Consider the following 12,475-nt stretch of genomic DNA (forward strand, 5'->3'; position numbering starts at 1 on the left):
AACGCTGTTAAATTGTCAAGGTGGCCACGGAACGACTCGACCGGACCCGGGTGGCGCGCACCGCCCTGCGCCTGCTCAACGAAGTGGGCCTCGAAGGGCTGACGCTGCGCGCCATCGCCAAGGAGCTCGACGTCAAAGCCCCCGCACTGTACTGGCACTTCAAGGACAAACAGGCACTGCTCGACGAGATGGCGACCGAGATGCTGCGGCGGATGGCGGCGGACATCCAGGAGTCGGCCCCGCCGGCCGACTGGCGAGAGGGACTCGCCGCGGCCATGCGAGGTCTGCGCGAGCATCTGCTGCGCTACCGCGACGGCGCCAAGGTCTACAGCGGCACCCACTTCACCGACACGAGCTACGCGGGCCCCATGGAGGCGCATCTGCGCATGCTCACCGAGGCGGGCTTCACCCCGGCAGCGGCCGCGCGCGCCTGGCTCACCGCGTACAGCTACACGATCGGTTACGTGATCGAGGAACAGGCGATGGGTCCGGACCCGGCGACCGGTGCCGAGGGCTACGACCTGGCGGCACGCGCCGAGCGGCTGACCGAGTACCCGCTCGCCGCGGTGGCGGGCGAGGAGATTTTCACCAACCGCGACGCGGGGTTCGAGAAGGGGCTTGAGGCGGTGGTGACGGGGGTGGGGGCGGTGCTGCTCGCCCCGGAGCAGGGGTAACCGGGGGCAAAGTCCCCAGACCCCCGTACACCCTTCGGGCGTTGGGGGGTCTGGGGGCGGAGCCCCAGGGATGGCTCAGCGCAGCGCCGCCCGCTTCAGGCGGCGAGCCCGCCGCACCACTCTGCGCACCACCGCGTTCCGCGGCACCGGGATCCCGCCCGGCAGACCGAGCACCGTCAGCCGGCGGCGCTTGAAGTAGCGCAAGGTGCGCGAGTCCAGGTGGCCCCTGAGGAAGCTCTCCGCCGCCGCGCGCAGATCCGGCCTGAGCTGCGCCTGCATCGCGAAGCCGACCGCGCTCAGCAGGCCGGTCAGCGTCTCGTCCGCCTCCTTCGGCGCGCCCGATTCGCCCTGCGCCAGATCGGGCACCAGCGCGTCGACGATCGTCACCGGAATCCGGTTGCTGTTCTGGTACGGAGTGAGCCGGTCGAGGAGCGGCTCGGTGCCGATCCGGGCCACCGGGATGCCGTAGAAGGTGCTCGCCGTGAACAGCGCGGTCGAGAAGCAGCCCGCCACCAGGGCGGGCCGCAGCTGACGGTAGAGCACTTCGGCGATCAACGGCCGGTCCAGGACGGTCAGTTCCGCCCCCAGCGTCTGCGCCTCGCGCTCCAGGGTGCGCGTCCAGGACGCCGGGGCCGTGGGGTGCGGTTTGAACACAATCCTGCGGTGGCCGAGCGCGACCACGCCCCGCACCATCCGGACGTGGAGGGCCTCTTCCTCCTCGGGCGTGATGATGCCGAGCGCCGCGAGGTACTGGCCGAGCAGCAGGGCCGGGCCGTCGCCCGCCGCAGTTCCCCCGCCCGCCGCAGTCTCGCCGGGTGCCACATCCGTGACGGCGTCGGAGAGTTCGGCGACGACCTTGACGAAGGCCTCCGTCGGGACGACCTCCGGCTCCGCCCCGAACTCCGCGAGCAGCAAAGGCTTCAAGCCCGGCACGAGATCCAGGTGGAACAGCCTGCGCACTCGCTCGCCGACCAGCGGGTCGATCTTGCTGCGGGTCGGCCCGTAGCTCATCAGCCCGTCCGCGTACACATCCAGAGTTGCGTCCGGGAAGAGCTGCGCTATCGCCAGCGCCGGGTTGACCTGGATGGACTCGACGGCCAGCTCGATCCGGTCGTCACCGAGGTCCCACAGCATCCGCAGATACCGCTCCCAGAGCGGGCCGTCGTCCGAGCGCGGGGCCCAGCCGCCCGGATGGAAAGGGGAGATCGCCTCGTTCCAGGAGAGCACCCCGTCGAAGCGGCCGCGCAGTCGCTCGAAGCCGGGCATCGTGTCCAGCGAAGGCGAAGTCTCCGGCGTCACCGCGTTGTTGGCGACCAGCAGGAGGCGCCGGTCGGCGGTTGCGAAGCAGCCGCTGTCGATCGCTGCGGCCAGCGTGGCGGCTCCGTACAGCGAGGACGCGTAGAAGATCTGGGTCGTACCCATCAGGCCGCCGCCTCCCCGGAGAGAGGAGCGGGGCGGCGGCGCAGCCTGCGCAGCCTCGATGCGCGCTCGATGTCCATCGAGTCGAGCGCGTCCTTCAAAACGTCCTGCGGCATCCGCTTCAGGGCCGCCGCGCTCATTGCACGCAATTTACGCGCCACTGCGGGTTCGAACCTCTCTATTGATCCCAAGTGGTGGGAAATGACGGCACAGTACGTTCGCACGGCTTTTGGCAACAGCTGAGCGGACTCCGGATCCTTCGCTGTTTCTTCGAGCACCTGATCGAATGCCCGGATGAAATCGAGCTGGCGAATGTCACCAATTTGTGTCAGGGATGATGCAACGCCGCGTCGGTAGAAGATCCCCAAATGGCTGATCGCGGCGAAAGACTCGGCCTCGCGGTGCAGCCGCCAGATCCACGGCCGGTCCTCGGCGGTGCGCAGCCCGTGCGTGAAGTGCAGCAGCCCGCGCTCCGCGAGCCGCCGGTGGTACATCCCGGCCCAGGCGAAGGGGTAGTCGACGGCGGTCGACCGGTCGGCGGGCAGGATTGCGTCCCGGGGCCGCAGCACCTCGCCGCGCCGGCCGACCGGGATGCGGTGGACCGTGCGGGCCCTGGCCGTGCACTGGACGTGGTCGGTGCGGACGAAGTCGCAGCCGAGCTCCTCGATGGCCGTGAGCAGCCGCTCGTAGTGGCCGGGCGCCAGCCAGTCGTCGCCGTCGAGGAAGGTGAGGTACTCCCCGCTCGCGGCGTCCAGACCGGTGTTCCGCGCGGTGGCGAGGCCGCCGTTCTGTTCATGTCTGATCAGCCGAGCCCCCGGAACCTCACGCTCCGCGCGCTCCAGGATCTCCGGTGTCCCATCTGTCGAGCAATCGTCGACAAGCAGGAATTCGAAGTCCTCGCGGGCGTTCGCCTGGAGACTTCTCAGGGTGTCGGGCGCGTATGTCTGCACGTTGTAGAACGGCACGATGACGGAGAGCTTAACCACCCGCGTGAGGTTAGGCCGAGAACCCGGCATTCGTTCTTTCGCTGGGGGGGATGGAAGGTGAACGCAGAGCGGACAGTCCGTTAACCAGGTTGATTCGTGGGTATTTTCGCTAATCGTAGACGCGCTGTTAACCAGCTGTTGTGGTTGAGTTGGGCCGTCAAACGAAATGCCTTTCTAACGTCCTCGACGTGCCATCAAGTAGCAGCGAGGCCGTACGGGTCGCCGTACTCGCCGACTCCGATACCCGGTGGAAATGGGGCGCGCTCACCGCGCGTCGTATCGCTCCCGCCGACGCCCCGGACTCCATCGAGCTGAGCGGCTTTCTGCTGCGCGGCCGGGCCACTCCCACGGCCCGCCAGCTCGCCGAGGTCCAAGTGCGCGCCGACGAGATGCGCGAGGTGACCGGGAACGAGTTCCTGCGGGCGATGAAGGACGAGTCGTACGACGTGATCGTGCTCGCCCTCGTCGGCGGCGCGGTCCAGGCCATGCTGCACGGGCTCGCCGCACTGGCACTGACCCGCAGGCCCGTCGTCGTCACCGGCTACGTCGGCGTCGTCTACGAGAAGCTCGCCGACGGGCTGCTGCTGCGGCACGGCGCTGACGTCGTCCTCGCCAATTCACGGCACGACGCGGACCGGTTCCGCGCGGTGTACGAGGGCGTGGGCGCCGACGCCTCGTCCGTCACCGAGGCCGCGCTGCCGTTCCTCGGCGGCGCGCCCTACGAGACCGCGGACGACCGCGACACCGTCGTCTTCGCCGCTCAGCCCTCCGTGCCCGAGTCCCGCGCCCACCGCACCTATCTGCTGCGGCGTCTGGTCGAGCACGCCAGGCTCCATCCGCGCCGCGAGGTGCTGCTGAAGCTGCGCTCCAAGCCCGGCGAGCACACCACGCACCTCGAAGAGCTGCCCTACCAGAAGCTCGCCGACAAGCTGCCCGGCGGACTGCCACCGAACTTCAAGCTGGTCTACGGGCACATGGGCGAGGTCCTCGACCGCACCGACCTGCTCGTCACGGTCTCCTCGACGGCCGCCCTGGAGTCCCTGCACCGGCGCATCCCCACCGCGGTCCTCAGCGACCTGGGTGTGCGCGAGGCGCTCGGCAACCACCACTTCCTCGGCTCCGGGCTGCTGACCTCCTGGGACAGCCTCGACGGCGGCCACCGGCCCACCCCCGACCAGGACTGGCTGGCGCGGCAGGGCGTCGCCGCGGACGGTGCGTACGAAACGGCCTTCGACGCCGCCCGCAAGCGCGTCACGGAGCTGCTCGAAAAGCCCGTGCTCCCGCCGATCGCGCCGTACTACACGACCGCCACCGCGCCCGGCTATCTGCCCGGCATCCTCGCCCGCCATCACCTGGCCCCCGACGGCACCCCGCTGGCGGGCGCGGCCCCGAAGGCAGAGGCCACCGCCATACGGCGCGTGGTGCGCGAAGCCGTACGGAACGCGGCGCGCGGCGCGTACCGCCACGGCGTGCAGCGCGTCGCCCCCATCATCCGCCGGATGGGCGATCTGTGACCCCCGCCGCCCAGGGCGCCTCCCCCCAACTCCCGTACTCAGGAGCACCGATGACCGTTCTCGCCGTGATTCCCGCCCGTGGCGGCTCCAAGGGCGTACCGGCAAAGAACCTGGCCACCGTCGGCGGCGTGCCGCTCGTCGCGCGCGCCGTCCGCGAGAGTCTCGCCGCCCGCCTGGTCACCGATGTAGTGGTCTCCACGGACGACCCGGAGATCGCGTCGGCGGCGCGCGCCGCGGGCGCCGGAGTGGTGCTGCGGCCGGCCGCGATCGCCGGGGACACCGCCACCAGCGAGGCGGCGGTGCTGCACGCCATGGACGCGCACGAGGCGATGCACGGCGCGCCCGTGGACGTGGTCCTGCTCGTCCAGTGCACCAGCCCCTTCCTGACGCGCGCCGACGTAGAGGGCGTCGCCGCCGCGGTCATCGAGGACGGCGCGGACAGCGCGGTCACCGTGGCTCCCTTCCACGGCTTCGTCTGGCGCGAGCAGGGCTCCGACTCCGGCGCCGAGCAGCCCGCCACGGCGGCCATCGGCGCCCAGCGCGTCGGCGGCTCGACAGCCCTCCTCGACACCGCCCCGGCCTCGGGACACGGCGTCAACCACGACGCGTCCTTCCGGCCGCGCCGCCAGGACCGGCCGCAGGACTTCCTGGAGACGGGAGCCGCGTACGCGATGTCCGCCACCGGTTTCCGCGAGGCCGGCCACCGCTTCTTCGGCCGCACCGCGCTGGTGCGTACCGACCCCGCGCGCGTCCTCGAGGTCGACGACCCGCACGACCTCGCCCGGGCCCGCGCGCTCGCCCCGCTGCTCGACACCTCCGCACTGCCCACACGCGGTGACGTCGACGCCGTCGTCCTGGACTTCGACGGCACCCAGACCGACGACCGCGTGTACATCGACGCGGACGGGCACGAAACCGTCGCCGTGCACCGCGGGGACGGCCTCGGCATCGCGCATCTGCGCAAGGCCGGCCTGGAACTGCTCATCCTGTCCACCGAGCAGAACCCGGTCGTCGCCGCCCGCGCCCGAAAGCTACGGATCCCCGTCCTGCACGGCATCGACCGCAAGGACCTCGCACTGAAGCAGTGGTGCGAGGAACGCGAAATCGCGCCGGACCGGGTGCTCTACGTCGGCAACGACGTCAACGATCTTCCGTGCTTCAACCTCGTGGGCTGGCCGGTGGCCGTCGCGAGTGCGCACGGCTCCGTTCGTGCCGCAGCGCGTGCCGTCACTGCCACGCGTGGCGGCGAGGGGGCGATCCGTGAGATTGCCTCCTGGCTCCTCGGCCCGACTCTCGACACCCCTGCCAGCACTACCGACACCCCTGCCACGTCCCACAAGTCCCCCGAGAAGTAAGGAACGTCCCCCCATGAGCACGTCCCGTCTGCGCACCCTCGGCACCCGGACCGCCGGCCCCGGCCACCCCGTCTATGTCACGGGTGAGATCGGCATCAACCACAACGGCGACCTGAACAACGCCTTTGCGCTCATCGATGCCGCCGCCGACGCCGGCTGTGACGCGGTCAAGTTCCAAAAGCGCACCCCGGAGATCTGCACCCCGCGCGACCAGTGGGACATCGAGCGCGACACCCCCTGGGGCCGGATGACGTACATCGACTACCGCCACCGTGTGGAGTTCGGTGAGGACGAGTACCGCCAGATCGACGAGCACTGCAAGAAGCGCGGCATCGACTGGTTCGCGTCCCCGTGGGACACCGAGGCCGTCGCCTTCCTGGAGAAGTTCGACGTTCCCGCCCACAAGGTGGCCTCCGCGTCGCTCACCGACGACGAGCTGCTGCGCGCCCTGCGTGCCACCGGCAAGACCGTCATCCTCTCCACCGGCATGTCCACGCCGAAGCAGATCCGGCACGCGGTCGAGGTGCTCGGCAGCGACAACATCCTGCTCTGCCACGCCACGTCGACGTACCCGGCGAAGGCGGAGGAGCTCAACCTCCGCGTCATCAACACCCTCCAGGGCGAGTACCCGAACGTCCCGATCGGCTACAGCGGCCACGAGACCGGCCTGCAGACCACCCTCGCCGCGGTCGCCCTCGGCGCCGCCTTTGTCGAGCGCCACATCACCCTCGATCGTGCCATGTGGGGCTCCGACCAGGCCGCCTCCGTGGAGCCGGGCGGCCTGCAGCGCCTGGTCCGCGACATCCGCACCATCGAGGCCGCGCTCGGCGACGGCGTCAAGAAGGTCTACGACTCCGAGCTCGCCCCGATGAAGAAGCTGCGCCGGGTCGCGGGCGTCGTCGCCGAGGCCGGCGACCGCGAGCCGGCCCAGGTCTGACAGGCCTGGCGCCGTGCTGTGCCTCCCCGGGGGCGGGCCCCCCGGATCCCCTGTCCCACAAGCAGGCCAGCGGGCTGGCCGACCCGGCACCACGAGGTGAAATACGGTGAACCTCGCCTTTGTCGAGAGTCCGCGCTCCGGCGGCCCGTGAACCGGGTGCCGTCAGTGGGTGCCTACCAGGCGGAGTTCGGCCAGGGCGGCGGTGTGCGCGTCCATCCGCTCGGCGGAGAGGATCGCGGCGGCGGTGTCGGCGCGGGATGCCGCGACGACGAGGGCACGGCCCGCGAGGGCGAGTCCGCGGCGGTGCAGGGACGCGGGGTCCGCACCGGTCAGGCCCGCGTGGCGGACGGGCGGGGCGCCGCGGAGGCGGGCGACCTGGGCCGCGATGCTGTCGGCGGCCGTGTCGAGGCCGAGCTCGTCGGTGACGGCGAGCAGCGCGGAGAGATGACCGGCGAGCTGGATGTCCAGCTCCTCCTCGCGGGTGCGGTGGGGGTACTGGGCATCGTCGGCCATCGCGTGGACGGACCCCCGACGTTGCGTGCGGATCGGCTCGTACATGGGGATGGCCTCCTGCTCACTGTCAGGAGACCATCCTAGCTTAGAATCTGTCTAAAGTTGAGCCGGGTCGGGATTCTTTGGCCAGGGCACCTACGGGGCTCGCTCAGGTCCGCTCAAGGCTGGCTGTAGCCGTCCAGGAACGTTCCGATCCGCGTCACAGCGTCCGCCAGATCCTTCGCCGCCGGCAGCGTCACGATCCGGAAGTGATCCGGCTCCGGCCAGTTGAAGCCCGTACCGTGGACGACCATGATCTTCTCGGCCCGCAGCAGGTCGAGCACCATCTGCCGGTCGTCCTTGATCTTGTAGACCTTGGGGTCGAGCCGCGGGAACAGATACAGCGCGCCCTTGGGCTTGACGCAGGTCACGCCCGGGATCTGGGTGAGCAGGTCGTATGCGACGTCCCGCTGCTCCAGGATCCGCCCGCCCGGCAGGACGAGGTCCTCGATCGACTGGCGGCCGCCGAGCGCCGTGGCCACCGCGTGCTGGGAGGGCATGTTCGCGCACAGCCGCATATTGGCCAGGATGGTCAGGCCCTCGATGTACGAGGCGGCGTGCGCCTTCGGGCCGCAGACCGCCATCCAGCCGGAGCGGTAGCCCGCCACCCGGTAGTTCTTGGAGAGCCCGTTGAAGGTCAGGACCATCAGGTCCGGGGCGATCGCGGCGGTCGGGGTGTGCGTGGCGCAGTCGTAGAGGATCTTGTCGTAGATCTCGTCGGAGCAGACGATCAGGTTGTGTCGGCGGGCGATCTCCGTGAGGGAGCGGAGCATCTCCTCGGAGTAGACGGCGCCTGTCGGGTTGTTCGGGTTGATGATCACGATCGCCTTCGTACGATCGGTGATCTTCCGCTCGATGTCGGCGAGGTCGGGCATCCAGTCGGCCTGCTCGTCGCACCGGTAGTGCACGGCCGTGCCGCCCGCGAGGGATACGGATGCGGTCCACAGCGGATAATCCGGGGCCGGTACGAGCACCTCGTCGCCGTCGTCGAGCAGCGCCTGCATCGACATCTGGATCAGCTCGGAGACACCGTTGCCCAGGTAGATGTCCTCGACGTCCAGGTCGATGCCCTTGGTCTGGTAGTGCTGCATCACCGCGCGGCGCGCTGACAGCAGCCCCTTCGCGTCGCCGTAGCCGTGCGCGCTGCCGAGGTTGCGGAGGATGTCCTCGAGGATCTCGGGCGGGCACTCGAAGCCGAAGGCCGCGGGGTTGCCGGTGTTGAGCTTGAGGATGCGATGCCCTGCTGCCTCCAGACGCATTGCCTCCTCGAGTACCGGGCCCCGGATTTCGTAACAGACGTTTGCGAGCTTCGTCGACTGGATCACCTGCATGTCGGTGAGCTTACGGGCGCGTAAAGCTGATCGCTTCCTGTTTTGGACCCACTCGGCTGCCCGGGAGCGGCCACGAGCGCGTGGCGTGAATGTCCGGTTTGGCACTTCGGCCGGTGAGGGCCGCTTGCTCCCTTCGAAAGGGACGGCGGGACGGTCCGTACACCTGCGGTTTGCGCTGCGGGATTGGGAAGGGGGCGGATCGGTGTTGCCCTCGTCACCTTGCTGTCAGTGGGTGCGGCCTACCGTGGCGCCATGACTTTGCTGAGTTTTGACCGCTACTGCACCGAAATCGTCACGCAGACCGATCTGTTGAGATCCCGCATCGACGGCGCGGACCTCACGGCCCCGGTGCCCTCATGTCCGGGGTGGAACCTGGGACAGCTGCTGCGGCATGTCGGCGGCGGGTACCGCTGGGTCGAGACGATCGTACGGACCAGGGCTACGGCACCTCCCTTGGACGAGCAGCTGCGCGAGCTGTCCGGATGCACGGATGAGGACCGGCCGTGCTCGGCCCGTGGCTCGCCGAAGGCGCCGCGCAACTGGCGCAGACGCTGCGCGGCGCCGGGCTCTCGCCATCGACGCCGTCGACGAGTGGATGGCGCTCGGCTCGCTGCCGCAGATCTTCGAGTACCACCCGGAGAAGCGCGAGCTGCCCGGCCCGGGCCGCACGCTCCACTTCCACGCCACGGACACCGGGCCCCAGGCGGCGGCGGAGTGGCTGATGGACCTCACGGGCGACGCGATCGCCTGGCGCCGCGCGCACGAGAAGGCGGCGGTCGCGGTGCGCAGCCCGCTGACGGAGCTGCTGCTGGTGGTGTACGGGCGGCGGCCCGCACGGAGCGAGGGCATCGAGATCCTGGGCGATGCGGAGCTGCTCGACTTCTGGCTGGATCGGGTCCGGTTCGAGTGACCGGCGGTTCTTGGTTGACCGGCGGGTTCGGCTGACCGGCGGATCTCGGTTGACCGGCGGTTGTTCCGGTCAACCGGGGAATCGGCGGACGTAGCGCTTCTGCCAGGGGGTCTCGACGGCACGGGCGTCGTAGTTCTGCCGTACGAACTCCACGGCCCGATCGGCCGGCACCCCGTCGAGCACGGCGAGACAGGCCAGCGCAGTGCCGGTGCGCCCGCGGCCGCCGCCGCAGGCGATCTCGACGCGGCTGCCGTCGGCGCGGTGCCACGCCTCACCGAGGACGGCCCGGGCGTCGGCATGGCTGTTGGGCAGCCAGAAGTCCGGCCAGCGCAGCCAATGGGCTTCCCAGGGGACCTCGGGCGGCTGCTTGCCGAGCAGATGGACGGCGTACGTGGGCGTCGGTCCGGGTGGGAGCGGTCGGCGCAGGCCGCGGCCCCGGACGAGGCGTCCGGAGGGGAGGCGCAGGACGCCGGGATCGGTGGGTTGCCAGATCTCCGTCACGGGCACACCGTAGAGAACAGAACCCGGGCCGGACCAGTGCGGCCGGAGCGTAGGCCGACGGCTTTGGCGGCCGGGAGGGTTCGCGCCCGAGACCAGCAGCAGGTGCCGCACCCGCCCCGGCCACCGAGAAGGCGGCCGGGGCGTCGCGTTCGCTCAGGACTCCTCGCATTCCTTCCATGCGAGCCGGTAGATGGTGTTGATCTCACCGTCCGTCGAGTCCATCGTCATGAAGCTCGTCGTCTGCTTCGGATCCGAGGTTCCAGCATTGACCCGGACTTCGGTGTTGATGTTGAAGTTGCGCTTCACCCCGCACGGCGCCCATACCAGTTGACCCCATTCCGTGGAGTCGCTCGCCTGCCAGTTGTCGTCGAGCGGGCCCTTGAAGGGGTGATTTCGCGCCGCCGTGTCCGGTGAGCCCTGGAAGTAGTACGACGCTTTCTGGGTGGCAGCGGCGCCGGGTTGCAGGCTCGCGAAGCCGCGGTAATCCACGCTGGCGATCGCGTACGTGAAGCCCTGCGGGACGTGCACGACGAGGTTGAGCTGGCAGTTCTTCCGGTAGTCGGTCGGCCCTGCGCCGACGCCGACCTTCGCGAGGTACTCGCTGTACGTCACGGTGAAGGCGGTGTTGTCCTCGGACACGGCCACAGCGGCGGTCCCTGGGCTACACCCCGATCCGTTCACCGTCGCGATGTCGATGGTGATTTTTTCCGGGGGCGCGATTCTGACTGCGGAAGCGTCTTGTGCGGCAAGCAGCGAAGCGAGAAATGCCGCTGTCGCGCCGCCCGCGATAAGTGTACGAGACATGGTTCTCCCATCGGGGAAATATGAGGGGTTCACCCGGAGACAAGTCCATAGAAGTGCATGGACATGTCAACTCTTCAAATAGTTCTGAGTGCTTTTCGAAGAGCCGGATCGAGGGGAATAGTAGGGACCAGTGCAGGGGTTGAACAGGGCCGTTATCGGCCGCGGTCGAGGGGGGCCTGAAGTAGGCGGAAGGCCCCGGAGAGCGCTGCGGTGCTCTCCGGGGCCTTGTGCAACTGCCCTGTGCAGGCTGCTGAGCTGTCAGACGTTGCTGCAGACGCTGCCGAAGGCAGGGTTGAGCAGGGCAATCACACTGACCGTGTTGCCGCAGGCGTTGAGGGGAACGTGGACCGGAACCTGAATCACGTTGCCGCTGAGTACGCCCGGGGAGTCGGCGGCGGCACCCTCTGCACCCGCGTCGGCCATGGCGGGCGCGGCGCCGCCCAGGGCCATGATGACGCCCGCGGCGACGGTTGCAACCTTCTTGTACTTCATTTCGATCCTTTCGGCAGCGGTGTCATGTGCATGCGCGACCTTTGCGCTGCGCAGCCAGTCTCCTGTTGGTGAACACCTCTGCACACTTGTAACGATTGGATTCCCGTAAAGAAACCTCAACAAGGCTGCCGGCTCGGAAAGTCACTCGTATGCAGCACGCGTTTGTCGAACTGTCGAGAGGATTCCCAGGATTTCGCACGATCGGCTCCAGGTGCATATTTCCATTTGCTGAAAAGTTCAGCACTCTGGGGCACGCCCGTCACCGCTGCGGGATTACTGGTTCTGTGTTCCGTTACCCGACAGGACGGGGATGTCGCTCAGGATGTGCGACAGCGGTTCGTCGCCCTTGACCTGGGTGGAGTTCTCGGTGCACTGCTGGTTCTGCGGGGCCGAGAGGACGGGGATGTCCTGGACCGAGACCGGCACGACGCCGACGAGGGAGCCGGCGTCGGCCTTGGCGGGAAGACCGAGGCAGGGCTTGTTCAGCGAGCCCTGGATGAGGCCGATCTGCGGGCTCATGGCACCGCTGGTGCTGGAGTTGCCGAAGCTCTGAAGGGCGTTGTTGCCGCTGGTCGACGTGGTGCCACCGTCGTCGCCGATGGCCATGGCCTGCGGTGCCATCGCGGCGCCGGCGCCAACCATTGAAGCGGTAACCATCGCGGCAGTCAGAATCTTCTTGATCACTTTTTGTCCCTCTTCGCTTTGAACGGCCGATCGTGGATCAGGCTGATCAACCACGTCCTGACGAATTTGGTTCCGTGCCTTCACCCGAATGCCGTATCGCGCGGGTGGGCACCCATGCGCTATATCGGCGGAGGGCGTTCTTGCGGCCCTCCGCCGATGGCGCAGATCGTCGTGCCCGGGTGTGCCATGCCAGTAGGAAGCACGGCTGCCCCACGACACAATGCGCCGTCGGCTGGAGGCGTGCACCCGGAGCGGATACCATCCGCGGTCTGCGTGTTCATTTCACCATGGCTCAATGATCTACAGGGACCGGTTT

13 protein-coding genes and 1 pseudogene are annotated in these 12,475 nt (G+C 68.9%); 6 read left to right on the plus strand and 8 right to left on the minus strand.

The annotated features are described in order from the left end of the window. The first annotated feature begins 20 nt into the window (after positions 1-20). Positions 21-674: a TetR/AcrR family transcriptional regulator C-terminal domain-containing protein gene (locus tag ACWDO5_RS13395; RefSeq protein WP_450530416.1), complete on the plus strand. Its 654-nt coding sequence runs from the start codon at positions 21-23 to the stop codon at positions 672-674. A gap of 75 nt (positions 675-749) precedes the next feature. Here the strand turns inward: ACWDO5_RS13395 and ACWDO5_RS13400 are convergent, their stop codons facing one another. Both ACWDO5_RS13400 and ACWDO5_RS13405 read right to left on the minus strand, forming a co-directional pair. Continuing rightward, positions 750-2,096, minus strand: a complete 1,347-nt coding sequence (locus ACWDO5_RS13400) for a polysialyltransferase family glycosyltransferase (protein WP_450530417.1) — start codon at positions 2,094-2,096, stop codon at positions 750-752. Further along, positions 2,096-3,079, minus strand: coding sequence for a glycosyltransferase family 2 protein (locus ACWDO5_RS13405; RefSeq protein ID WP_450530418.1), 984 nt, complete (start codon positions 3,077-3,079; stop codon positions 2,096-2,098). Before ACWDO5_RS13405 ends, ACWDO5_RS13400 begins: the two co-directional genes overlap by 1 nt. 188 nt (positions 3,080-3,267) lie before the next feature. Between ACWDO5_RS13405 and ACWDO5_RS13410 the strand changes: the two genes are divergently transcribed. The 3 genes from ACWDO5_RS13410 to ACWDO5_RS13420 are packed head-to-tail and all read left to right on the plus strand — an operon-like array spanning position 3,268 to position 6,885. Next, on the plus strand, positions 3,268-4,593 hold the full coding sequence (locus ACWDO5_RS13410) for a DUF6716 putative glycosyltransferase (RefSeq protein WP_450530419.1): 1,326 nt from the start codon (positions 3,268-3,270) through the stop codon (positions 4,591-4,593). A gap of 50 nt (positions 4,594-4,643) precedes the next feature. Beyond that, positions 4,644-5,948, plus strand: a complete 1,305-nt coding sequence (locus ACWDO5_RS13415; RefSeq protein WP_450530420.1) for a cytidylyltransferase domain-containing protein — start codon at positions 4,644-4,646, stop codon at positions 5,946-5,948. A 13-nt stretch (positions 5,949-5,961) separates the two neighbouring features. Further along, positions 5,962-6,885, plus strand: a complete 924-nt coding sequence (locus ACWDO5_RS13420) for an N-acetylneuraminate synthase family protein (protein WP_450530421.1) — start codon at positions 5,962-5,964, stop codon at positions 6,883-6,885. 162 nt (positions 6,886-7,047) lie between these two features. Here ACWDO5_RS13420 and ACWDO5_RS13425 read toward each other — a convergent pair whose 3' ends face one another. Together ACWDO5_RS13425 and ACWDO5_RS13430 are read right to left on the minus strand one after the other, a co-directional pair. After that, positions 7,048-7,443 carry an SCO4983 family protein gene (locus ACWDO5_RS13425; RefSeq protein WP_450530422.1) on the minus strand — a complete coding sequence of 132 codons (396 nt, stop codon included), beginning with the start codon at positions 7,441-7,443 and terminating at the stop codon, positions 7,048-7,050. Positions 7,444-7,556: 113 nt separating this feature from the next. Beyond that, entirely contained in the window at positions 7,557-8,768 is a 1,212-nt protein-coding gene (locus ACWDO5_RS13430; protein WP_450530423.1) for a pyridoxal phosphate-dependent aminotransferase, read from the minus strand. Between the two features lie 252 nt (positions 8,769-9,020). Here ACWDO5_RS13430 and ACWDO5_RS13435 point away from each other — a divergent pair. Both ACWDO5_RS13435 and ACWDO5_RS13440 read left to right on the plus strand, forming a co-directional pair. Then, positions 9,021-9,380: pseudogene (locus ACWDO5_RS13435) on the plus strand (maleylpyruvate isomerase N-terminal domain-containing protein); the annotation flags it as partial. Next, complete coding sequence (locus tag ACWDO5_RS13440; protein WP_450530455.1) at positions 9,364-9,678, plus strand: hypothetical protein; 315 nt, start codon at positions 9,364-9,366, stop codon at positions 9,676-9,678. The pseudogene ACWDO5_RS13435 and the gene ACWDO5_RS13440, both read left to right, overlap by 17 nt. A 69-nt stretch (positions 9,679-9,747) precedes the next feature. Here ACWDO5_RS13440 and ACWDO5_RS13445 read toward each other — a convergent pair whose 3' ends face one another. From ACWDO5_RS13445 to ACWDO5_RS13460, 4 genes are all read right to left on the minus strand, one after another. Further along, complete coding sequence (locus ACWDO5_RS13445; RefSeq protein ID WP_450530424.1) at positions 9,748-10,179, minus strand: phosphatase domain-containing protein; 432 nt, start codon at positions 10,177-10,179, stop codon at positions 9,748-9,750. 153 nt (positions 10,180-10,332) lie between these two features. Further along, entirely contained in the window at positions 10,333-10,983 is a 651-nt protein-coding gene (locus tag ACWDO5_RS13450) for a DUF4360 domain-containing protein (protein ID WP_450530425.1), read from the minus strand. Between the two features lie 258 nt (positions 10,984-11,241). Next, positions 11,242-11,475 carry a chaplin gene (locus ACWDO5_RS13455; RefSeq protein ID WP_450530426.1) on the minus strand — a complete coding sequence of 78 codons (234 nt, stop codon included), beginning with the start codon at positions 11,473-11,475 and terminating at the stop codon, positions 11,242-11,244. A 273-nt stretch (positions 11,476-11,748) separates the two neighbouring features. After that, complete coding sequence (locus ACWDO5_RS13460) at positions 11,749-12,159, minus strand: rodlin (protein ID WP_450530456.1); 411 nt, start codon at positions 12,157-12,159, stop codon at positions 11,749-11,751. Positions 12,160-12,475 lie beyond the last annotated feature (316 nt).

The organism is Streptomyces sp. NPDC000880 (genome assembly GCF_053599675.1).